The 23,093-nt window shown below is 64.8% G+C and carries 16 protein-coding genes, 1 tRNA gene and 2 pseudogenes; 10 read left to right on the top strand and 9 right to left on the bottom strand.

Features of this window, described 5'->3' with window-relative positions:
- Positions 1-45: 45 nt before the first annotated feature.
- Positions 46-987: a Ppx/GppA phosphatase family protein gene (locus EG850_RS01810; RefSeq protein ID WP_124969259.1), complete on the bottom strand. Its 942-nt coding sequence runs from the start codon at positions 985-987 to the stop codon at positions 46-48.
- Between the two features lie 35 nt (positions 988-1,022).
- On the opposite strand from EG850_RS01810, the gene EG850_RS01815 reads away from it, so the two are divergent.
- From EG850_RS01815 to EG850_RS01830, 4 genes and pseudogenes are all read left to right on the top strand, one after another.
- Positions 1,023-1,526 carry an amino-acid N-acetyltransferase gene (locus tag EG850_RS01815; protein WP_124969261.1) on the top strand — a complete coding sequence of 168 codons (504 nt, stop codon included), beginning with the start codon at positions 1,023-1,025 and terminating at the stop codon, positions 1,524-1,526.
- 169 nt (positions 1,527-1,695) lie between these two features.
- A pseudogene (locus tag EG850_RS13730) lies at positions 1,696-4,080 on the top strand (ExeM/NucH family extracellular endonuclease); the annotation flags it as partial.
- 2,217 nt (positions 4,081-6,297) lie between these two features.
- The gene (locus tag EG850_RS01825) at positions 6,298-6,966 is read left to right on the top strand and encodes a hypothetical protein (protein WP_124969265.1); all 669 of its coding nucleotides are present in this window, start codon (positions 6,298-6,300) and stop codon (positions 6,964-6,966) included.
- Between the two features lie 114 nt (positions 6,967-7,080).
- Entirely contained in the window at positions 7,081-9,882 is a 2,802-nt protein-coding gene (locus tag EG850_RS01830; protein ID WP_124969267.1) for a bifunctional metallophosphatase/5'-nucleotidase, read from the top strand.
- Between the two features lie 82 nt (positions 9,883-9,964).
- On the opposite strand, the gene radA is transcribed toward EG850_RS01830, so the two are convergent.
- On the bottom strand, positions 9,965-11,302 hold the full coding sequence (radA, locus tag EG850_RS01835; protein ID WP_124969269.1) for a DNA repair protein RadA: 1,338 nt from the start codon (positions 11,300-11,302) through the stop codon (positions 9,965-9,967).
- A 62-nt stretch (positions 11,303-11,364) separates the two neighbouring features.
- Between radA and EG850_RS01840 the strand changes: the two genes are divergently transcribed.
- A complete protein-coding gene (locus tag EG850_RS01840) occupies positions 11,365-12,306 on the top strand; it encodes a diacylglycerol/lipid kinase family protein (RefSeq protein ID WP_124969271.1) in 942 nt (313 codons plus the stop codon).
- A gap of 74 nt (positions 12,307-12,380) precedes the next feature.
- Here the strand turns inward: EG850_RS01840 and EG850_RS01845 are convergent, their stop codons facing one another.
- On the bottom strand, positions 12,381-13,082 hold the full coding sequence (locus EG850_RS01845) for a TetR/AcrR family transcriptional regulator (RefSeq protein WP_124969273.1): 702 nt from the start codon (positions 13,080-13,082) through the stop codon (positions 12,381-12,383).
- Here EG850_RS01845 and EG850_RS01850 point away from each other — a divergent pair.
- The 4 genes from EG850_RS01850 (at position 13,081) to EG850_RS01865 (ending at position 16,203) form a co-directional block, all read left to right on the top strand.
- Complete coding sequence (locus EG850_RS01850) at positions 13,081-13,515, top strand: ester cyclase (protein WP_124969275.1); 435 nt, start codon at positions 13,081-13,083, stop codon at positions 13,513-13,515. The two genes, EG850_RS01845 and EG850_RS01850, sit on opposite strands and share 2 nt — an antisense overlap.
- A 64-nt stretch (positions 13,516-13,579) precedes the next feature.
- Positions 13,580-13,670 (top strand) — tRNA-Ser (locus tag EG850_RS01855).
- A 202-nt stretch (positions 13,671-13,872) separates the two neighbouring features.
- Entirely contained in the window at positions 13,873-15,756 is a 1,884-nt protein-coding gene (locus EG850_RS01860; RefSeq protein WP_124969277.1) for an FAD-dependent monooxygenase, read from the top strand.
- 9 nt (positions 15,757-15,765) lie between these two features.
- Entirely contained in the window at positions 15,766-16,203 is a 438-nt protein-coding gene (locus EG850_RS01865) for a MarR family winged helix-turn-helix transcriptional regulator (protein WP_124969279.1), read from the top strand.
- 178 nt (positions 16,204-16,381) lie between these two features.
- On the opposite strand, the gene EG850_RS01870 is transcribed toward EG850_RS01865, so the two are convergent.
- Positions 16,382-18,793 (bottom strand): M28 family peptidase, encoded by a 2,412-nt coding sequence (locus tag EG850_RS01870; RefSeq protein WP_124969281.1) that lies wholly within the window; start codon positions 18,791-18,793, stop codon positions 16,382-16,384.
- Positions 18,794-19,216: 423 nt separating this feature from the next.
- On the opposite strand from EG850_RS01870, the gene EG850_RS01875 reads away from it, so the two are divergent.
- The gene (locus EG850_RS01875; RefSeq protein ID WP_214609492.1) at positions 19,217-20,536 is read left to right on the top strand and encodes an LPXTG cell wall anchor domain-containing protein; all 1,320 of its coding nucleotides are present in this window, start codon (positions 19,217-19,219) and stop codon (positions 20,534-20,536) included.
- A gap of 84 nt (positions 20,537-20,620) precedes the next feature.
- Here the strand turns inward: EG850_RS01875 and EG850_RS01880 are convergent, their stop codons facing one another.
- The 5 genes and pseudogenes from EG850_RS01880 to EG850_RS01900 form a co-directional block, all read right to left on the bottom strand.
- A complete protein-coding gene (locus EG850_RS01880) occupies positions 20,621-21,124 on the bottom strand; it encodes a macro domain-containing protein (protein ID WP_124969285.1) in 504 nt (167 codons plus the stop codon).
- A gap of 5 nt (positions 21,125-21,129) precedes the next feature.
- Positions 21,130-21,489: a cupin domain-containing protein gene (locus EG850_RS01885; RefSeq protein ID WP_124969287.1), complete on the bottom strand. Its 360-nt coding sequence runs from the start codon at positions 21,487-21,489 to the stop codon at positions 21,130-21,132.
- A 130-nt stretch (positions 21,490-21,619) separates the two neighbouring features.
- Complete coding sequence (locus tag EG850_RS01890; protein ID WP_124969289.1) at positions 21,620-21,880, bottom strand: DUF6458 family protein; 261 nt, start codon at positions 21,878-21,880, stop codon at positions 21,620-21,622.
- Between the two features lie 240 nt (positions 21,881-22,120).
- Positions 22,121-22,267, bottom strand: a pseudogene (locus EG850_RS01895) (amidohydrolase family protein); the annotation flags it as partial.
- 12 nt (positions 22,268-22,279) lie between these two features.
- The gene (locus EG850_RS01900; protein ID WP_124969293.1) at positions 22,280-23,092 is read right to left on the bottom strand and encodes an ABC transporter permease; all 813 of its coding nucleotides are present in this window, start codon (positions 23,090-23,092) and stop codon (positions 22,280-22,282) included.
- Position 23,093: the final 1 nt, after the last annotated feature.

Here is a 23,093-nt window from a genome sequence, read left to right on the forward strand (position 1 = left end):
TGGTTGGTCGAGTGGGCCGCAGGCCGTATCGAGGCCCGCCCTCTGCTATTTCCCCACAGTCCGCGGCAGCCGGTCGAGGTAGTCGAGCAGCACGCCCTCGCGCATCGCCCACGGCGACACGTCGAGTTGCTCGATACCAAACGCATCCATTACCTCTGACAGCACAATGCCGCCACCCACAATCTGGAAGGCGCGATCCTGCGTGATGCCAGGCAACGCCGACCGCGCCGTCCCCGGAATCTGCGCGAGCCGCGGCAGCCAGTCATCGAGCTGCCATTTCCGCAGCGTCACCCGATCATTCGGACCAACGCCGTCAATGACCGATCCGGCCAAACGCGCAAGCGAACGAATCGTCTTCGACGAGCCAATGTATTGATCGGGGAACGGCAGCTCCCCGAAGCGCCGCACCGCGCGCGGCAGATGCTTGCGCGCGTGGGCGCGCAGCGCATCCATTTGATCTTCGGGTGGCGGGTCGGTGAGCAAGAAGTTCTTCGTCATTCGCCCCGCACCAAGCGGCAGCGACATCGCCACATCGGGCAGTTCGTTATTGCCGATTGCGATCTCGAGCGAGCCGCCGCCAATGTCGATGAGCATGATGCCACCGGCCGACCAGCCGAACCAACGACGCACCGCGAGGAACGTCGTCGACGCCTCATCCTCGCCACTCATGACCTGCAGATCGATGCCGCATTCCTTGCGGATGCGCTTGAGCAGCTTCTCGCCGTTCGTCGCCTCGCGCAGGGCGCTCGTCGCCATCGGTAGCAGCTCATCGAGGTTCGCGGCCTTGATCAGCCGCGCCGCGTCGTGCATCGCGGTCATGACCCGATCGACACCCTCATCCGAAATCGAACCGTCGGGCTGCAGGTACTTCATGAGCCGCAACACCGTCTTCTTCGACGACTTCGGTACCGGCCGACCACCAGGTTGGGCATCGACGACCAGCAGGTGGACCGTGTTCGAACCGACGTCGAGAACTCCGAGGCGCATGGCACGATCCTACGCGCAGCGTTTAGACTGTTCCGATGCAGGAAATCACGGTTCGGAAGGCGCGCACGCACGATGTCGTGGGCATTCACGAACTTATTCAGCCCTACGTTGAGGCGAACATCCTGCTGCAAAAAGAGCTGGTCGTGCTCTATGAAGCGGTGCAGGAGTTCTGCGTCGCGGTCACTTCCGAGGGTCAAATTGTTGGCTGCGCGGCGTTGCACGTGCTCTGGCACGACCTCGGTGAGGTGCGCACAATTGCCACGTCGGCGTCAACCAAGGGCCACGGCGTTGGCGCGCGAATGCTGCGCTTTGTGATGGATGAAGCCCGCGAGATCGGACTTTCGCGCCTGTTCTGCCTCACCTTTGAAACTGAGTTTTTTGGCCGTCACGGTTTTGAGGCGGTTGAAGAGCAAATCGTGGATGCGGCGACCTACGAACAGATTCTGCAATCGCCCGATGTGGGTACGGCAGAGTTCCTCGATTTGCCGTGGGTGAAGCCGAACACGCTCGGCAACACGCGCATGATCGCGCATCTTTAGACGCATCCAACTACATCTCTCGTTCGGCACGGTGGTGCGGAACGTCGGCCTCGCGTCGGATGCCAATAACCTGGCGTTCACTTTGACGTTCACCCTGATCGTTACCTTCCCGAAGTCTCTGAGTTTGCTTAGACCTCACTAGCGAAGGATTCGAAACTCGCGGAATGTAATGAAGAAACTCGGTGCTGGCGCCCTTGTCGCCGCACTCGGGTTGACGGGCCTCGCGAGCTTCGGCTCGATCGAGCGCGCGGATGCGGCGTCTACGAACGTCGTCATCAGCGAGGTCTACGGCGGAGGTGGCAACTCGGGTGCTGCATTCAACCGTGACTTTATCGAGCTCTACAACCTCTCGAGTGAGGCCGTTGACCTCACCGGGATGGCGGTTGCGTACTACGCCTCGTCTGGTAACTCGGGCGGTCGCACTGCGCTCACCGGCACGATCGAACCCGGTGGCTACTTCCTCGTTGGCGCGGCCTACGGCAACAACCGCGACCTGCCCGGCATTACCCCGGATGTCGACGGTGGCCTGGCCATGGCTGGCGCGAACGGTGCCGTCGAACTCGTTGCCGCCGATGGCTCGGTCATCGACCTCGTCGGCTACGGCTCGGCGAGCAAGTTTGAAACCAAGGCCACGCCGGCGCTGACGAACGCGACCTCGGCTGCTCGTGTTGCGCCGATCGCCGACACCGACAACAACGCGGTTGACTTCGCCGTGGGTGCGCCCACACCGATGGGAACCACGTCAACGCCGACTGATCCGACGGATCCCACCGATCCGACTGATCCGACGGATCCCACCGATCCGACTGACCCGACCGACCCGACGGTCACGATCACCCCGATCGCGAGCATCCACGGCACCGGCGCAACCAGCCCGCTGAACGGCCAGACCGTCACCACCCAGGGTGTCGTCACCGCCGTGTACCCGCAGGGCAAGGCTGGTTTCTACATCCAGACCGCTGGCGCCACCTACGACGCCGCCGCGCATAACGCCTCGTACGGTATCTTCGTCTACTCCGCGAGCAACGCCGCGACCCTCAAGGTTGGCGACTCGGTTGAGGTCGAGGGCCGCGTCAGCGAGTACTTCGAGCAGACTCAGATCACCCCGACCAAGGTGACGACACTGTCGACCCCGCTCGGCGAAGCCATTCCGGCCGCCGCCGCCTGGCCGGCCACCAACGAAGAGCGTGAGCTTCTCGAAGGCATGCTTGTGCTGCCCGCCGGTGACTTCGTGGTCGCCGACAACTACAGCCTCAACACCTACGGCGAGATCGGCCTCGCGGCCGGCACCACCCCGCTTGTGCAGCCGACTGAGGTTGCTGCGCCGGGATCCGACACGGCCATCGCCCAGGACGCCGAGAACAAAGCGCGCAAGGTCATCCTCGACGACGGTTCGAGCTGGAACTACCTCACCAACAACACGGCGAAGAACTCGCCGCTGCCCTATCTCACGCTCGAAACTCCGGTCACGGTCGGCGCTCCGGTCACGTTCGCCTCGCCGGTGATCGTGGACTACTCGTTCAGCGAGTGGCGCTTCCAGCCGCAGCAGCAGGTCGTTGGCCTCACCAACTCGCCCGTCACCTTCGGCGACGTGCGCGAAGCGGCACCGGATGCTGTGGGCAGCGAGTTCACGCTCGGCACCTTCAACGTGCTTAACTACTTCACCGACCTCGGTCAGGACGAGCCCGGTTGCCGCGCCTACAACGACCGCGCGGGCAACCCCGTCAGCGCGAACTACTGCACCGTGCGCGGCGCATTCTCGGAGGCCGCGTTCGCAAAGCAGGAGACCAAGATCGTCACCGCGATCAACGGCTTCGACGCATCCGTCGTCGCCCTCGAAGAAATCGAGGACTCGAGCGACTTCGGTCACGAGCGTGACGCAACCCTCGCCCACCTCGTTGACATGCTCAACAAGGACAACCCCGGCAAGTGGGACTTCGTGCCCTCGCCGGCTACCATTCCTGCGACCGGTGACGACGTCATCCGCACCGCATTCATCTACCAGCCCGCCGAGGTGAGCTACGTCGCAGGCACGAGCGAGATCCTGGCCGACCCCGCCTTCGTCAACGCGCGTGCCCCGCTCGCGGCGACCTTCTCGCCGGTCGGCCACGACGACATGAAGATCGTCGTCATCGCCAACCACTTCAAGTCGAAGGGTGGCTCGGGCACCGGTGACAACGCCGATGACACTCGCGGCGACGCGTACGCCACCGGCTCGTTCAACGGTGACCGCACCCGCCAGGCGCAGGCCCTCGTGACCTTCGCCGCCGCCCAGCAGACCAAGCAGGGCACCGACCTCGTGTTCCTCACCGGCGACTTCAACGCCTACTCGGGTGAGACTCCGGTGACCACCATCACCGACGCCGGCTACACCAACCTCAAGTCGGAGGGCGAATACTCGTACCTCTTCCGCGGCAAGGTCGGCTCGCTCGACCACGTGTTCGCTTCGGCGGCCGCGACCGAACTCATTACCGGCACCGACATCTGGACGATCAACGCGTACGAGCCGCTCGCGCTCGAGTACAGCCGTGACAACTACAACGTCACGCAGTTCTACGCACCCGACCAGTACCGTTCATCCGACCACAACCCGGCCCTCGTCGGCATCAAGCTGCCTGAGGCTGCGGCGACCACCGGGTCGCTCGACGTCACCTTCTTCCGTGACGACAACCTCAATAACGCCTTCGATGAGGGCGTTGACGAGCTGCGCACCGGCCAGGTTTACGCGAAGGATGCCGACGGCAATTGGTGGGGCGGCTCGTTCGTGAACGGCAAGGCCACCTTCCCGAAGCTCCCCGCAGGCGCGGTCGAGATCTTCATCCCGGTTGACGGCGGCAACGAAATTGCCGTCTTCAAGGACGCCGACGACTCGCGTCTGCCGCAGTCGAAGACCGGTAGCCACACGGGCACCTTTGTGCTTGACGACGGCACCACCACCAACTTCACGGTGATGGACCGCCTCTCGGCAGTTGGCAACGCGACGATCACCGTCGGTGAATCGACGTCGTTCGTCGCGGGCTTCTCGTCGGTGACCGCGAGCGCCAAGGTGCTGCTCGAGGGCGAGACCACGGGTCGCAATGACCTCGTTGCCCTCTCGTTCGTCGACGGTACGGTCGACACCCCGGCCTTCTGGGTCGACGGTGCTGACTTCTACTACGCGAACAAGACCGCGGATGCTTGGGGCCAGGCGTACCTGCTCGGTGCGCAGATCTCGCTCAAGGCGGCCGCGAACGAGGGCTACGAGCTCGTTTCGGTGACCGCCGTTGACAGCATCAGCGGGAAGCCCGTCACCGTCACCGAGTCGGCTGCCGGCACCTGGTCGGTGGAGCGCAGCTCGCTCATCCGCTCGTTCTCGCAGCTCGACTTCACCGTCACGGTGAAGCCGGCTCCGGTGACGACCGGCTCGCTCGACGTCACGTTCTTCCGCGACGCCAACCTCAACAACGCCTTCGACGAAGGTGTTGACGAGCTGCGCACCGGCAACGCCTACGCAAAGGACGCGGCCGGTAACTGGTGGATCGGCTCGTTCGACAACGGCAAGGCCACCTTCCCGAAGCTCCCCGCTGGTGCGGTCGAGATCTTCATCCCGGTTGATTTCTCGGGCGAAGTCGCCGTGTTCAACGACGCTGACGCCCGTCTGCCGCAGTCGAAGACTGGGATGCACTCGGGTACCTTCATCCACGCCGACGGCACCACCGGCCCCGGCACGGTGATGGACCGCCTCGCCGCGGTCGGCACCGCGACGGTCACCGTGGGTGAGTCGACCTCGTTCTCGGCTGGCTTCTCGTCGGTGACCGCAAGCGCCAAGGTGCTGCTCGAGGGCGAGACCACTGGTCGCAATGACCTCGCGGCGCTCTCGTTCGTTGATGGTGCGGTTGACGCCCCGGCCTTCTGGGTCGACGGTGCCGACTTCTACTACGCGAACAAGACCGCGGATGCGTGGGGTCAGCTCTACTTCCTCGGCTCGGAGATCTCGCTCAAGGCCGCTGCAAACGAGGGCTTCGAGATTGTCTCGGTGACCGCGGTGGACAGCATCAGCGGCAAGCCCGTGACCGTCACGGAGTCGGCGGCTGGCACCTGGTCAGTTGCGCGTAGCTCGCTCATCCAGTCGTTCTCGCAACTCGACTTCACCGTCACGGTGAAGGTCGCCGACGAGCCCGTTGAACCGACCGAGCCGACCCTCGTGCTCGACCGCAACACGGCCAAGCACGGCGACACCGTCGTGGCGACGATGACCGGCTACGGCGCGAACGAAGAAATCGCGCTCGAGCTGCACTCCGACCCGATCGCACTCGGCACCACGACCGCCGACGCGAGCGGTAACGCCACGTTCGAGTTCCAGGTTCCGGCAGACGCCACCGTTGGTGACCACATGGTCGTTGCAACCGGCGCTGAGTCGGGCATCTCGCTCGAGGCTCCGCTCGAAGTGATCGCTGAGACCGAGGAGCCCGGCACGGGCGAACCCGGCACCGGCGAACCTGGCGCTTCGGCGCCGTCCACCTCACCGGTGCCGAGCGCGATCACTCCGGCGGGCGACAAGACCGGCGACAAGGGTGGTCTCGCGGCCACCGGTGCCGACGGCGATCTCGCACTGCTCATCGCCTTCGCTTCGGTGATCGCGGTCGCAGCGGGTGGCGTGCTGCTGCACCGTCGACGCAACCAGGCGTAGTCGCATCCTCCCCACCGGGGCGGTACAGGGCAACCTGTACCGCCCCGGTGCGTTTCCGCGCGCCTGCCGCGTGAGCGCGGGCTCGCTACGTAAATTGGATGCATGAGCGCCGATAAGCCCACACCCGCGGTGTACCGCCGTCGGCGCCTGGTGGCGCTCGTGGCGCTGCTCGTGACGATCGCCCTGCTCTGGTGGGGGATCGCCGCGCTCGTCGGCTCGGGCGGTTCATCCGACCCGACCCCGACGCCGACTGCGGCGGCTGCCGAGTCGGCTCCGGCGACGACGCCCGCATCCGAACCAACGCCGGCCGCGACCGAAGAACCGACCGCAGAACCGGAACCTGAGCCGACGTCAGAACCGCCAGCTGAGCCGCAGGCTTGCACTCCTGCGCAGGTCACGGTCACTGCCCGCACCGATGCCGAGTTCTATGGCGCGGATGCGCAACCACAGTTCTCTTTCCACCTCGCCAACACGTCAGATACCCCGTGCATCCTTGATGTCGGCACGGCGGCCCAGGAGTTCAAAGTGACCTCGGGCAGCGACGTGATTTGGGTGTCGACGCACTGTCAGGTCGATCCGGCAAGCCAGCTCGTGCAGCTCGAACCCGGTCACGAGCAGGATGCGCCAGCGATCACCTGGGTGCGCGAGCGTTCAACACCAGACACGTGCGAGGGTGAGCGACCGTCTGCTGTGGCCGGTGGCTCCTATTACAACCTCACCGTGACCGTTGGCGGCATTTCTTCGGGCCCGACAATATTTGTTCTTGAGTAGAGGGTCCAGCCGACCGGATGCGTTTACCTCGCGTTCATGTGCTGTGATGTGGCCGTTACTTTGACGTGAAGCCTTGTCTGAGTCTTTGCTGACTATCTGACGAGGAGGGGCCGCGTGGCTCTCAGTTCAAAGTTCCTGCGAGGTGCGCTTGCCGGCGTCGCCGGAGCCGCTGTCGCGGTTACCGGTTTTGCGGCACCGGCCCTCGCAACCGTCAACACCGATGGTGCGATCATCCAGCCTTCGGCTGCCGAGGGCATCACGCAAATCAACCTCATCGGCTACAACGACTTCCACGGGCGTCTCTCGACCCTCGAGAAGTTCGCTGGCACGGTGCTGCAGACCCGCGACGCCTTCGGTGCTTCGGGCTCGCTCATTATCGGTAACGGTGACCAGGTCGGCGCCTCGGAGTTCGAGTCAGCCGTCCAGCAGGACCAGCCGACCATCGACGCACTCCTCGAGTTTGGCGCGAACCAGACCGTCACCGCCGGTAACCACGAGTTCGACGCTGGCTACGACGACGCCAAGAACCGCATCGCGCCCCAGTTCGCTGGTGTCGGCGGTGTGCTCGCTGCCAACGTGACCCTCGCTGATGGCTCGCCCGCGCTCGATGCCTACCGCATCGTCGAAATCAACGGTGTTTCGGTTGCGGTCATCGGTGCCGTCACCGGTGACACCGCTGCGCTCGTTTCGCCCGACGGCATCGCCGGCATCACCTTCGGTGACCCGGTTGCCGCGGTCAACGCGTACGCCGCACAGCTCTCCGACGGCGACGCCACTAACGGTGAAGCCGACGTCATCATCGCCTCGTACCACGAGGGCGGCCCGGTCTCGGGTGCGGTTGACGAGAACCTCGCCAACCCCGTCTTCGCTGACATCGTGAACAACACCTCGGCTGACGTCGACGCGATCTACAACGCGCACACCCACCGCTCGTACGCTTACGACCTCCCGGTTCCGGGCGCTGAGGGCAAGACTCGTCCGGTGCTTCAGTCGGGCGAGTACGGCAACCAGATCAGCCAGCTCGTGCTCGACATCGACGCCACCGGTGCGATCGTGGCTTCGACTTCGGTGCTCATCACGACCGCTGCCGTTGACGCCGCGAGCCTCTCGGCTGAATCGGCGACCGCCTACAACAACATCCTCGCCATCAAGGCCGCCGCAATCACTCAGGCCGGTGTGCTTGGCGCCGAGCCGATCGGCGTCGTGAACGTCGACTTCAGCCGTGGTGCCGTTGCGTGGTCGGGTGGCGTCGCAGGTGCTGCTGACCAGCGTCACGAAGAGTCGGCGCTTGGCACGGTCATCGCTGACTCGATGAGCATCTGGGCGCAGAACAACACCACCATCGGTTCAGACCTCAGCATCATGAACCCCGGCGGTATCCGTTCGGGTATCGCGGGTGACGGCGTGCTCACCTACAAGGACGCACAGACCGTGCTCCCGTTCGTGAACAACCTCTCGGTCGTGGAGCTCACCGGCGCCACCCTCAAGGCAGTCTTCGAGAACCAGTGGCAGCGCGACGTCGAGGGCAACGTGCCTTCGCGCCCGTACCTGCAGCTCGGCCTCTCGTCGAATGTGCAGTACACCTACGACGCCAACCTGCCCGAGGGCAACCGCATCACGTCGATCACCATCAATGGTGCACCGCTTGATTTCGCCGCAACTTACAAGGTGACCATGCCGTCGTTCCTCGCGGCTGGTGGCGACAACTTCCACGCGATCAAGGACGCCACGGCCAAGCACGACACCGGTTGGGTTGACCTCGACGCCTTCAAGTCGTACGTAGCTTCGCTGCCGAACAAGGAACTCAAGGACGACCCGTACCGCAACGGCTTCCAGGTTGAGGGCTACTTCGCCGAGGCGCCGACCGCTGACGCCTTCGCGGCGGCACCGGTGCTCGCCGCTGGTGACACCCACACCTTCACCGTGAAGAACGTGGACCTGCGCTCGACCGGTTTCATCGCGAACACCAATGTTGAGGCCTTCATCGACGAGATCCCGGTTGGCACCGCCACGATCACCGGTGTGACCGCGAACGGCGAGACCACGATGGCAGAGCTCACCATCACGGTTCCCACCAGCATCCCTGGTGGCCTCAACAATCTGCACCTCGTCGCGCAGCCCTCGGGTTCGTTCGTCGACCTGCCGATTTTTGTCACCAACCCGCAGATCACGGTCGACCCGAGCGTTGCTGCCCCTGGTGACGAGGTCACCGTGACGCTCACCGGCTTCGCCGCGAACGACGAGGTGCGCCTGGAACTCCACTCGAGTCCGGCAGTGCTTGGCACCGTCACCACCGACGCGAACGGTTCGGCAACCTTCACGTTCACGGTTCCGGCCGGCACCGAGCCCGGTGCGCACACGGTCGTCGCCTTCAGCTCGCTCAGCGAGACCGCTGAGGCCGCGATCACCATTGAGTACGCACCCGAACTCGCGGTCGAGAAGGACACCTACACCCAGGAAGAGTCGAAGTCTGGCGTGAATTACGCTGGCACCGGCTGGGTTCCGGACACCGCCTTGACCGTGTCGCTCACCGACCCGAACGGCGTCACCTCGGAGGTTTCGACCGGTACGGCTGACGCTGACGGCAACTTCGCGGGCAGCCTCACCTGGGCAACCTTCGATGGCGACACTGGTGAGCTCATCGAGGACAACCTGCCGTGGCCGGCCGGTGTCTACACCATCACCGTCACCCAGGGCGACCTCGTGAAGACCGTCACCTTCACGGTGCTCAACGCTGACGGTTCGGCTCCGGTGCCCCCGGCTCCGGGTGCGCCCGGCGCAACCGCTGGCTCCGGCTCGACCGGTGGCCTCGCGGTGACCGGTACCGAAGGTGGCCCGCTCACCATTGGTCTGGCCGCTGCGCTCCTCATCGCTGCCGCTGGCATCACCCTGATGCTGCGCCGCCGCAACGCGTAGTCACTGACGCACCGCTGGTGCCCGCATCCTGAACCGGATGCGGGCACCAGCCCGTTTCCGGGACGGCCTCGAGGGATGGCCGCTATTTCTTGGGTGGCTCGATGCCAAGCGACGCGATTGCATCGCTGAGCTTCTGCGCATCCGAACCAATCGGCTGGTTGAACCCAAGCCGCTTCGCCTCGGACACACGCTGCGACTCCGACACCACCTTGCGAATCTCACCGACGAGCGACACCTCACCGAACACCGCAACGCGCGGATCGATCGGGACCTTGCGGTGAGCCGATGCCAGCGCGATCGCAATCGCCAGGTCGGATGCTGGCTCCGTCAGCTTCACGCCGCCAACCGTCGAGACATAGACGTCGTAGTCGACGAACGGGATCTCACAGCGGCGCTCGAGCACCGCAAGCAACATTGCGACGCGGCTCGATTCGACGCCATTGACCACACGACGAGGGTTCGGTGAGTGGGTACTCGCCACGAGCGCCTGAATCTCCACCGGCAGCGCGCGGCGCCCCTCCAGCGCAATGGTGACGCAGGTGCCAGCCTCTGGCTCTTCTCGCGTACTCACGAACAGTGCCGAGGGATCGGGCACTTCGCGCATCCCATCGCCCTGCATCTCAAAGCAACCGATCTCGTCGGTCGGGCCGAAACGGTTCTTCAACGTGCGCACGAATCGCAGCGCGGTCTGCCGATCTCCCTCGATGTGCGCGACGACATCGACAAGGTGCTCGAGCAAGCGCGGACCCGCAACCTGTCCGTCTTTGGTTACGTGACCGACGATGATCACCGGGAGCTCCCGAGACTTCGCGAGCCGCACGAGTGCCGAAGCCACCTCACGCACCTGGCTCGGCTGCCCAGCAAGCGAGTCAATCTCGGCCGAGGCGACCGTCTGCACCGAGTCGACGATGAGGAGCGCCGGCTCGACCTCATCCACGTGGCCAAGAATCGTCGAAAGGTCAGATTCTGCGGCCAAATAGAGCGTCGGATGCAGTGCATTCGTGCGTTCTGCGCGCAGGCGCACTTGGTTGACCGACTCCTCGGCGCTCACATAGAGCACCTTCGCGCCAGTCGCCGCGACCTTCGATGCGGTCTCAATGAGCAGGGTCGACTTGCCAACACCCGGCTCGCCGCTGAGGAGGATCGCGGCACCCGGCACGATGCCCCCGCCGAGCACCCGGTCAAACTCACCGATCGTCGTTGGCCAATGCCGCGCCTCGCGCGGGGGAGTGTCGGTGATCGGCCGTGCCTTCGTCGTCGGCGTGAGCGGCTCAGCGCGAAACTGCACGCCCTGCTTCGTGCCGCGCTCAACAACGGTGCCCCAGGCCTGGCACTCGGGGCATCGCCCGACCCATTTCACGACCTCGTTACCGCACTCGGTGCAGACGTAATCGGGGCGCGCGCGGGTCTTCGAAGCCATGCATCCCAGCGTAGGTCGTGCCACCGACACTCTCGGTCGCCTGTGGATCGTAGGATGCGAGCGTGGCGAAATCACCAGTGAGCCAGGGGCGCGTGCTCGTGCTGCTCAACGCCGCATCCGGCACCGGCATCGACGCCGAAACGCTCGGCTACCTGCGTGCCCACGCGAGCGCGCGAGTGGGCACTTACGAACTCGTCGTCGTTGATGAGCCGGATGCATCCTCGCTACTCGCTCGCGCCCGTCACGAACTCGATCGCGGTGTTATCGCGGTCGTCGTGCGCGGTGGCGACGGCATGGTGCAGCTCGGCGTGAACCTCGTCGCGGGCACGCGCATCCCGCTCGGAATCGTGCCGGCTGGCAGCGGCAATGACTTCGCGCGTTCGGCGGGTATTCCGTATTCGCGGCGTTCGCGCACCGAGCAGCTTGATCGGCTCCTGCGCGCCCTCGAGCATCCGGATGCGTTTACTGAGTCGGTCGATGCCATGCGCGTGCGCTGCGGTGACCGCGAAGTGTGGGCGGCGAACTCGGTGAACTTCGGGTTCGATGCGCTCGTCAATGAGCGGGCGAACGTGCTGCGGCGGGTGCCCGGCACGCTGCGCTATATCGCGGCAATTCTGCTCGTGACCGGGTCGTTTGAAGCGCGCGAGTTTGTGGTGGCTTTCGACGATGAGGATGCGGCCACGCGCGAAGTCACGCTCGTCGCCGCGCTGAATGGCAAGTCAATGGGCGGCGGCATCAAGGTGGCGCCGCAGGCCGATCTCGCCGATGGGCTGTTGGATGTGCTCACGGTCGCCTCGCTGCCGCGCATAGGTTTCTTGGCGGTGTTCCCGAGCGCAATGATCGGGATGCATACGCTTCTGCCGCAGGTTGCGTTGCGTCGGGTGCGCCGCATGAAGGTGGTGGGGCCTGCCGAGTTGCCGGTGTACGCCGATGGTGAGCCGCTCGGGCACGGTGGGTTCGAGGTCGAAGTGGTGCCGGGGGCGTGGCGGCTATTGCGGGCGTGATTGTGGGGGATGGGATCGCCTCGATCTGGTGAGTGTCCCTCAAGATGAGGGGAGCTCGCCGTGTTCGAGGGAGCTCACCCGGCCACCAGCACCCCGCGCAACAGCTTCGCAAGCCACTCTTCGTACGCGTTGGCCGTCCAGCCACACCGCCGCACTAGCCGGTCGTACACCTCGGGGGAGTTGAGCGCCCACACTGCATCGACTGCGTGCTCGAGGCTGAGACCGACCTTGAGTCCAAAGCGCTCGGCGAACGCGCCAATGGCACCCGCGGTGCCGCGGCGGCGCTCGTCCTCGACCTGGTTCATGAACTCATCCGCGCCGTCACCACCGACTCCCGGCTGCGTGACGGCGCCGAGGAGTGGGCCCACTCGGTCATAGACGATTCGGCACCAGGATGCGTAGTGGTCGATGAAGGTGCCCGCGTCGTCTGTTTCGAACATCCGACGGAAGGCGGGGCGTTCGGCGAGCGGCACGGGTTCGTCGTCGCCAGCGAGCGTGATGTCGTAGCAGGCCTTGAGGACTTCGGCTTTGCCGCCGATCGAGTTGTAGATCGTCTGCGGGCTCACCTTGGCGGTGCGGGCGAGTGCGGCGATGGTGAGGGCCGTGAAGCCGCCGCGAACGAGCAGCTCGTGGGCGGCGGCGAGGATGCGGGCACGCGTCGCCCGCGCCGCTTCGATTCGCGCCGAATTGTCATATTCACGTCTTGAAATGCCCACACCTTTCGCTGGAACATTATTCCATTGGATGCTCGTTCCAGTGAAAGGGTAATCGATCATGACCACTAACCCCGCCGAAGCCGCCGCCCTGCGCATCCAGGATGCGATCAACTCGGGCGACCTGTCTGGTCTAGCTGACTGTGTCACCGCTGACTTTGTCGATCATGGGGCACGCGCCTCGATACCTCCCGGCCCCGAGGGGTACCGCCGGGCACTCACCTTCGTGACGCAGGTGCTGGGCATCACCTACACGCTTGACGACCTCATCACCACGCCAGACCGCATTGTGATTCGTGCCACCGGTCACGGTGTCGGCGTTGCTGAAGTGCACGGACCTGCGGCCGCGGGCCGCGAGTATTCGATGCCGTCAATTCACATCTACCGGACCGAGGACGATCGGCTCGCCGAGCACTGGGCGGTGCGTGACGAAGTGGCCGTATTGCAGCAGCTCGGGTTGATGCCTGAAAGGCGGCCGCCGGGCGCCCGAGAGTAGCGCGGCAAGCACTTCACCAACTTCGATTTGCGCTGCACGGCTGCGATGTGTGAAACTGGACGACGGTGACGTGTCCGAGCGGCCGAAGGTGCGACACTCGAAATGTCGTGTGCGGTACCCCCGCACCGTGGGTTCAAATCCCACCGTCACCGCCAGAGAAACCCCCGAGCAATCGGGGGTTTCTTCATTTTCTCAGGTCGCAGTGTGTGCGCTGGGGGCGGAAATTGGCGCGGCGCTTACGAAGCTTTCGGCCGGTCCCGCAGGGATCACTATTGCGCACAACCCTCATCGTGTAATAGTTGGTGTACTGACTAATTCCAGCCGCATCCGTGTGGCCCGTGATCAAAGGAGATCGCTTTGCAGTTCTATCGCGACGGGTACCGACCCGGAGACCCCGAAATCGAGCCCGCCGCACCCCAAGCGCAGCAGCGTCCCGAGCGCATCCCCGCCGAAGTCGACGTACTCATCGTGGGCACCGGCCCCGCCGGCACCGTCCTCGCCGCGCAACTCGCCGCGTTCCCGGAGATCAACACCCGCATCGTTGAGCGTCGCGAGGGTCCGCTTCAAGTCGGCCAAGCCGACGGTGTCGCCTGCCGCACCGTCGAAATGTTTGAGGCATTCGGCCTCGCCCAGGGCCTATTGCGTGAGGCATATTGGGTCAACGAAGTGCGCTTCTGGGGCCCCTCAGCCGCCGATCGCAACCACATCGAGCGCACCGGCTGGGTCGAAGACACCCCCGAAGGCCTCAGCGAAATGCCGCACGTCATCGTCAACCAGGCGCGAATGCAGCAATATCTCCTCGACAAGGCCGCAAAGTCGGCGAGCAAGCTCGAACCCAACTACGGCGTCGAATTCGTGACCCTCGAGGTTGGCGAGGGCGAGCATCCGGTCGCAGTCACCCTGCGCGAAGGTGACGAAGAATTTACCGTGCGCGCCAAGTACGTCGTCGGCTGCGACGGGGCCCGCAGTAATGTGCGTCGCGCCATCGGCCGCAAGCTCGAGGGCGATGCGGCGAACCACGCTTGGGGTGTCATGGACGTGCTCGCCGTCACCGACTTCCCCGATTGGCGCACGAAGAACGTGATCCAATCGGCCGGTAAGGGGAGCCTCCTCATGATTCCCCGCGAGGGCGGCAATATGGTGCGCCTCTACGTCGACCTCGGCGAGGTTCAAGCGGGCGACCGCAGCATCCGGGACACCACGGTCGAGCAGCTCACCGAGGTCGCGAACGCGATCCTGCATCCCTATTCGATCGATGTGCGCTCGGTGGCGTGGTCGTCGGTCTACGAAGTCGGCCAGCGCCTCGCGGCCTCATTCGACGATGTGCCGATCGACGACGCCAGCGGCCGCCTGCCGCACGTCTTCATCGCGGGCGACGCCTGCCACACGCACTCGGCGAAGGCCGGCCAGGGCATGAACGTCTCGATGCAGGATGCGTTCAACCTCGGTTGGAAACTCGCGACCGTGCTCCGCGGCAACGCGGATGCATCGCTCCTGCACTCGTACTCGGCCGAACGTCAGTCGGTGGCCCAAGACCTCATCGACTTCGACAAGCACTGGTCGCACTTCATTGCCCAGCCGACGTTCGACCCCGAGCATCCCGAACTCGGCGGGAACACCGCCGAAGAAATGCGCGAGGAGTTTGCGCGCCAGGGGCGCTACACGGCAGGCCTCGCAACAAAGTACGAGCCCTCGGCACTCACCGGCGCGGGGGAACATCAGGCGCTCGCGACCGGATTCGGTATCGGCGAGCGCTTCCACTCCGCTCCGGTGACGCGAGTGGCGGATGCCCGGCGCATGGAACTCGGGCACGCCCACCAATCAGACGGTCGCTGGCGCGCGTACCTGTTTGCGGGCGAGGATGCATCCTCGCTCGTTGAGCTTGCCGCGTGGCTCGGTGACGACGCCGCCTCGCCGCTGCGTCGCTTCACGCCTGTCGGTGCCGACATCGACGCGCTCGTCGATGTGCACGCGATCTTCCGCACGGGCCACCACGAAGTGGAAATCAGCGCGCTGCCAGCGGTGCTACTGCCGCAGACGGGACCCCTGCGCATCCAAGATTGGGAGAAGGTGTGGGCGCTCGACCCCAAGCGCGATATCTTCGCCGAGCGTGGCATTGATGCCGAGGGTGCGCTGGTGATTGTGCGCCCCGACCAATACGTCGCGAACGTGCTCCCGCTCAGCGCGCGCGACGAGATCGCGAGCTTCTTTGCGGGGATCTTCATCGCGCCCGCGTCCTAGGCTGGGCCCATGACCGCGCGCCCATACGATGCTGAGCCCTACCGTCACACGGGCTATCTCATTCGGCGGGCGCAACAGAAGCACGCGGCGGCCTGGGCGCGCATCGTCTCGCGTGAGACCTCGAGCGTGCAGTATTCGATACTCGTCACGCTCGAGCGTCTCGGCGAGGCGAGCCAGCGGGAGCTCTGCGATGAGGCTGATCTTGATCGCTCGACCATCGCTGATCTCGTGCGGCGGATGGAGCGGCGTGGGCTGCTCACGAGGCAACGCGCGGAAGACGATGCCCGGCGCAATAACGTGGTGCTCACGGAGCTTGGGCGCGCGGAGCATCGGCGCTTGCTGCCCCTCGTTGAACAGGTCGAGCAGGTGCTCACGGGCGAACTCACGGATGCGGACCGCGAGCGGTTGCGCGGGTTGCTGCGCGAGCTCCTCGGGGATGCGCTGTAGCCGTGGCTCCTCCGCGTACGAATCTGTGCCTCTCACAGCATCATCTCCTCCTCAGGAGGAGATAGATCGCTGAGAGGCACAGATTCGTACATGTCCTGCGTGAAGCGGCCCTGTTTCACCTCGCCAGGCACGAATGTGGGCCCGAAGCACTGCTTCGAGCCCACATCCGCGTGGTCAACTACTCAGCCGAACCGCGTCGGTGCGCATAGAGCGCCGCGCCAGCCACGATTGCTGCCATGGCAGCAATCAGGCCGAGGATCGGCGAACCGTCAGCACCCGTGCGAGCGAGGTCTCCGCTCGTCGCTGGGGATGCAGGTGGCACCGGCACGCTCAGCGCTGCTGAGCCAACCGGGTCAGTGCCGATCACCGTGCCGCCGCCTGCGCTGTCGTCGGCAAGATCAACCGTCACTTCGGCGCCAACATTGCCGGCCACATCGACGGCGCGGAACGTCACCTTCTTCGCCTCCGCGGGAATCGACAAGGTGCCCTCGAGCACTGTCCACTCGCCGTCATCGAAGCGCATCTCGATGCGTTGGACGCCCGAGGTCGCGTCGCTCGCATCCACGAGGATGGTCGTCGAATCGCTCGGGTCGACAACCGCAGTAACTTCCGGTGCAACCGTGTCGATCTTCACGACGAGCGACTCGGTCGTGGTGTTGCCCGCGGTATCGCTCGCGCGCACCTCGATCGTGTGCTCGCCCTCATCGGTGATCTCGAACGGCCCGACATAGGGCTGCCACTCGCCATCACCAATGCGGTACTCAACCGTGAGCTGTGTGCCGCCAGCGGCCGAACGCGCGGCTACCGCGGGAGCAACATCGCGGTCATCGCTCGCTTCGACGGTCACCGTCACCGGCGAGGTGAGGTGCCAGCCGGATGCCGCAGCGGCCGGGTCGACGGTCATCGCGATCGTTGGCGCCGTCGTGTCGACGACCAGGTTGAGCGTGACCTCGGTGTCACCGCTCACGGCGACATCAGCGACAAGGCCGCTGGCACCGTTCTCGGCAACCGCAGCCACGCTGCAATTCAGCGACGGTGCGAGGGTCGTGACGATACCGCTGTCGTCGGTGATGCCCGCATCCCGCCACGACTCATCGCCTGCGCACTGCATCGCGACCTGCACACCCACGGCAGGTGCGCCGTGCTCGTCGAGCACGGTTACCTTGAGATCGTTCGCGGCCGCGCTGAACGCGGATGCGCCCACAATCTGGCCAGCCACGCCGAGTTTCTCTGCCGACACATTCGCCATCGTGTCGCTCGGGCGGTGGTAGTCGGGTTCGAGACCGAACGTCGACGGCGGAGCCCAGTACATCCAGCTGAAGACCGCGGCCGGAATGCCGCGTTCACCGAATGGCTGGTGGTCACTGCCGGTCATGCGGCCAATGTCGAGCGGGCCGAAACCGAGCGCTTCGGAGGTGCCAGCGGCCTGCTCGAGCACGGCATTGGTCACGCCGTTGTAGCTGTGACCCCAGAAGGTCCACGGCCGGTCTTCGGTGGTGTGCGGTGTGCCGACCATGTCCATCTGCCAGACACCAATGATGCGCTCGATGTCTGCGGCGGTGAGGCTATTGGCGTGGAAGCGCGAGCCAAGCAGGCCCGACTCTTCGCCACCCCAGCCCGCGATGCGAATCTCGGTGTCGAGCGGATAGAGCGAGGCGATGCGCGCGATCTCGAGCATGACGCCAACACCGGAGGCATCGTCGTTGGCGCCGGGGCTGCCAACAACCGAGTCAATGTGCGAGGTGACATACACGATCGGCGCGTTCGCAGCATCCTCGCCTGTTGCCGGCCGGGTGCCGATGATACTGAGGCCGGGGAGCTGGTCGTAGGCCGTGTGCAACGTCAGCGTGAGGGGCGCTTCGGCAAGCAGGGTGCGGATGCGCTCACCGTGCACGGTACCGCCTGAGACGACCGGGATGCTCTGGGCAGTCGTGAGCGTGCCCACATTCTGGGTCGCCCCGTTCGGCGTGGTGGGCGTGAGAATGATGCCGGCGGCGCCGGCCGCAGCGATCTCGACAATGAGTGCGTTTCGAGCCGCCGCGTTCGCCGGGTAGTTGGCGAGCACGATTTCGCCGGTCACGTCGACACCGGTGAGATCGCCCGCACCGACATCGATGACGGATGCGGTGATCGGCGCATCGGCGCCGGTGATCGCACCGTTCGTGGCCGCGCGGAACTGCCAGATTGGCCCGCCCGGAAGTTCGCGATCGGAGGTGGCGATGCCGTAGCGCGGCGCAGTCACGGGGAAGTTCTCGAAGGTGATGTCGTAGCCATACTCTTCGAGCACCGATTGCACATAATCGGCCGCGGCCTGCTCGCCGACGGTGCCGGTGGCGCGCGGGCCGATCTCGACCGCGAGCTGGCGCACGTGCTCGTAGGCCGCATCCTGATCGAACTGTGCCGCAAACTCGGCTTCGAACCCGGGCTCGAGCAACCCCGATTCAATGGCGTTGATTGCTGCGGGTGGCGCGTAGGGAGTTTCGGCTGCGAATGCTACCTGCGGGGCGAAGAGTAGTGCGCTCGCGGCGAGAAGCGCGGTGCCGGCGAGGAGAGGTCGTCGCCGAGCGGGTGGAGCTTCACTCAGTTTCATCTAGTTACGTCCTTAACATCGTGGATGCGGCAGCACTGAACGGGGCATAACTCAGGACGAGTCGACACTCCGGCGTGCCGCCTCCGAACGAACTTCGCTGTTCGTTCCCTCCGCCATGACCTGATCGGCGCACCGAGTCCGTGTCGTAGCCGGTCGCGCGTGTAGCGCGCCGTTTGGGCAGTCTGGCCGGAGTTGGCAGTCAAGTCAACGCGCGTGATTTTCGGTGACAAATTGCCAGGTGGTTTCGCGAAAACATTGGCGCTGGCTAGACAGATTGCACGTCTGTGCAAATCTTCAAGACTTCTTTACCTGGGCAACAGCTGTCGATATGCCCAGTGTGTTCTGTGCGTGAAGTTGGATGCAGACACTTTTTAGCCGCGGTGCGCCGCGACGATCGGCAAAGGTGTGAAGTTGAAGCGAATGATGACGAAGCTCGCCGCAGTGGCGCTCGGGCTCGGCGTACTCCTTGGCGCGCCAGCATTGGCGAGTGCGCAGGTGCAACCCGCTGAAGGGACGATTCTCTTCCAGAAGATCGATGAGCACGGGCGTGTTGTTCCGGGCGCCGAGTTTGACCTGCAGTTTTGCTACTCGCGCGACGATGAGCCGTGGAGCTGTGGGCCGTATGACGGCGACCTGTCGTGGTTCAATGGCACAGATACGCCCGGATCCGATGGTGACCAAGAGCCGTACCGCTCGCTCACCAAGACCGGGTTCAGCGACGCGTTTACCACGTGGGTTCCGGTGCGCGGCGGCTGGTCGGAGCCCATCGAGCTGTGCCTCGGCATTCGCGAAACTGGCGCCCCCACAGGCTACCTGCCGGCATCGGTGAAAGCATCGGAACCGGCGCTCGTGTGCCGTGGTCCCGGCGGCTGGACGGTCGAAAACGCGATCAACTCTGCCACTGAGAATCGCGATGCCGTTTCAGTTACCTTCGCCGGTGACGACACCGTCTACGGTCCTGGCCTGGGTGCCTGGACGGTGGTGAGTACTGAAGACCCCTTCTACACGGTATTCACACTGCAGAATGACCCGTACCCCACCACGGTGCAGAAGGTTGACGCCGACGGCGAACTCCTCGCCGGTGCGACCTTCGAAGGTGAGTCGTGCGTGCGCTGGGATGAAGACACCGAGTGGACCTGCGAGAGCCTCAGTGAGGAGACCCTTGCTGATCTCGCATCGGGTCTGATGACCCTCGAAGCAACGACAGAAGGTCGGGCATTCTTCAGCGATGAGCAGTTCGCGGCGTTCCAGGCGCAACTTGAGGAGTCGGGTGCCGACCACCCCTATGCCGAAACAAACGTATTCGTGGCGCCGGTTGATGAGTGTGTCGCGATTCGCGAAACCGCAGCGCCCGACGGTTACGAGGCCAAGTCGGCCCCGGTGGTCGTCTGCAAGAGCAAGACTGGTTGGACCACCGCGTACGCCGAGGAACTCGGCTTCGTAGGCCACTTCGACGACGCTGAGGTGGCACCGACGCTTGGTGACTGGGTGATTGACAACGTGCTGGACGCAGATGGTCTCGCGGTCTCGTCGAGTTTCACGCTGAGCAACGTGCCGGTTCCCGCATCCGAGACCCCGGTGCCCCCGGTCGCCCCGGCGCCCTCGGCCTCACCGACGCCGGTTGCCGACCAACCCGCACTTGCCGCCACCGGTGCCGAGTCGCTCATGCCACTCGCCTTCATCGGCCTCGCGATTGTCGCCAGTGGAGTGCTTATCCTGCGCCGCCGCTCGGCCGAGCAGTAACGCACGCCAAAGCGCGGCGGCTCACCTTTTGGTGGGTCGCCGCGCTTTCGTGTTTCGAAGATACGGCGCCAGCGCTGTCGGCGGCTACGCCCGTAGGAGCTGCGCTTCGATCGTGCGCAGTGCATCATCGTGCGGCGTGACGAGCGTGACTTCGCGCACCTGCGTCGGCGACGCCGCGAGTGTCTGCACTGCGGTCGTAACGGCGGTGTCGAGGTCCCAGCCGTAGGCGCCAGCACCAATGATCGCGAACGCCACGGTCGCTGCGCCGAGCTCGTCTGCCACCTCGAGCGACCGTCGATAACAGGATGCGAGAAGGCTCCGGTCGGTCTCGCCAGCGTGCCGGTTCGGTCCGACGGTGTGAATGACCCACTTTGCAGGGAGGTCACCTGCCGTGGTCCAGCCCGCATCGCCGGTCGCGAGTCCGTGCGGGAATCGCGAGATGCACTGTGTGAGGATGCTCGCCCCACCCACTCGGTGAATCGCGCCGTCGACGCCGCTGCCGCCGCGCATCTCGCGCGAGGCCGCATTGACCAGCGCATCCACGTGTTGCTGAGTGATGTCGCCGAGTACGGCGGTGATGAGCGTCATCGGCGCTACTCCTGCCGCTTGCCGATCTGCATCCCGGGCTTGCGAGTGTGCACGGTGAGGTAGCGCAGGCCGTTCGGCCCGGCGGTGAACCCGCGCACCGAACCCTTCGGCAGCCAGACGATATCGCCGACGGTCACCTCGAGATCACCCGCATCCGTGTCGACGGTGCCCGAGCCGCCGGCGACATGGATGAGCACATCGAGATCGGGGCCTTCGTGCATCGCGATGCCGTCGCAAGGATGCAGCTGGATGAGGTTCGCGTCGAGGCCCCGCCCTGGCTCGGCGAGCTTCCATGCGGCTCCCGAGACCGTCGCGTCGTTCGCGGAGGTCGCGAGGATGCGGGGCTGGGTTGTATCGGGATGCATGGTGGCTCCTTCGCGTAGCTGTGGGGCCACTGTTGCACGTTGGCCTGCGACGCCGATGCGGATTGGCCGGAAACAGTTTCGGTCTCGGCAATCAGTTGATCGCCGAGACCGAAGCGCGGTGAGGTTGATGCTAGAGCACCTCATCACCTGACTGCGAGTGCTCGGTGCGCGTCACGCGCTCGCCGGTCGCGGGGTCGACGGCAGAACGCTGCGTCGAACTTGCGCTGCGACGGCGGAAGAGCAAGGCGAGCCCGATGATCGACACCACGACACCCGCACCCATGAGGATGTAGCCGATCATCGTGAGGTCCACGCCGGACAGCTGGAAATCGACGGCATACACAAGAATGGCGCCGATCACGATCAGAAATACGCCGAATCCGATACTCATTTCAGCATCCTTTCGATTGGTGTCATCGCGGCCGGTCGGCACGACGCGGCCACTTTAGGCGATATCCATGCGCAAACATCGAATTTGTTGACGACTTTTGCGAATTCGTTAGTTTGTGTCCTGGCGCACTAAACCGCGCGCTCCCGACTAAACCGCGCGCTGCAGCGGGCGGTTTAGTCGGGAGCGCGCGGATTAGCGATGGCTGGATGCGCACCTCAGCTTGGAGATGGTGCAGTGCGGCTAGTTCATGCGCTCGCCGGCGAACCAGGTCTCGCGCACCTGGGTGAGGTGAATCTCTGCCACTGGTACCGAGAACACGTCCCGATCGACGAGGATGAAATCGGCCGACTTGCCGACCTCGAGCGTGCCAGTGACCGCATCCACGCCGAGCGCCCGCGCCTAGCTCGCCTCGCCGGTGTCGCGCGAGAGGCGCTGCGAGGCCCACACGGGAATGAGCGAGAGCAGGATGAGCACCGTCGCGACCACGTTCACGACGTTCGCCTCATTCGGCCTCGCCATCGTGTTCATGATCCACAACGGCACGGTGTCGACACCCGGAGGAGCGGTGAAGATGGTCACCACCACCTCGTCGAAGCTCAACGCAAAGGCGAGCAAACCACCGGCTGCAAACGCCGAACGGAACTGCGGGAAGGTGATGAGCCGGAACGTCTGCCAAGGCGTGGCGCCGAGGTCGCGAGATGCCTCTTCAATGCCCGGGTTCATCCGATTCAACCGCGCAAACACGTTGTTGAAGACCATGACGATACAGAACGTGCCGTGCGCGATGATGAGGCCGAGGTAACCAACGTGGATGCCGATTGGTTCGAGCAGGTTGTTGTAGGTGTTGTTGAGCGCGACACCGGTGACCACACCGGGTAGCGCGATCGGCAGCACCACGAGCAGATTCACGGCATTGCGGCCGAAGAAGGCAAAACGTTGCAGCGCGAAGGCCACGAGCGTGCCGAGCACGAGCGCAATGGCCGTCGCACCGAGCGCCACGAGCACGGAGTTGCCGACGGCCTTGCGCACCGGCTCGCTCGTGAACGCGACCTCCCACCACTGGGTTGAGAACTCGGCCACCGGCCAGGTCGGGATGCGTGCGGCGTTGAAGGCGTTGATCACCACCATGAGCAGTGGCACGTACATGAACGCCATGATCGCCACGACGATCAGGCCGAGGAAGATCTTTGCGGGACGCGAGAGTCGAAGCACT

This window comes from Gulosibacter macacae, from assembly GCF_003865375.1.
In the GTDB taxonomy this organism is placed as follows: Bacteria; Actinomycetota; Actinomycetes; order Actinomycetales; family Microbacteriaceae; genus Gulosibacter; species Gulosibacter macacae.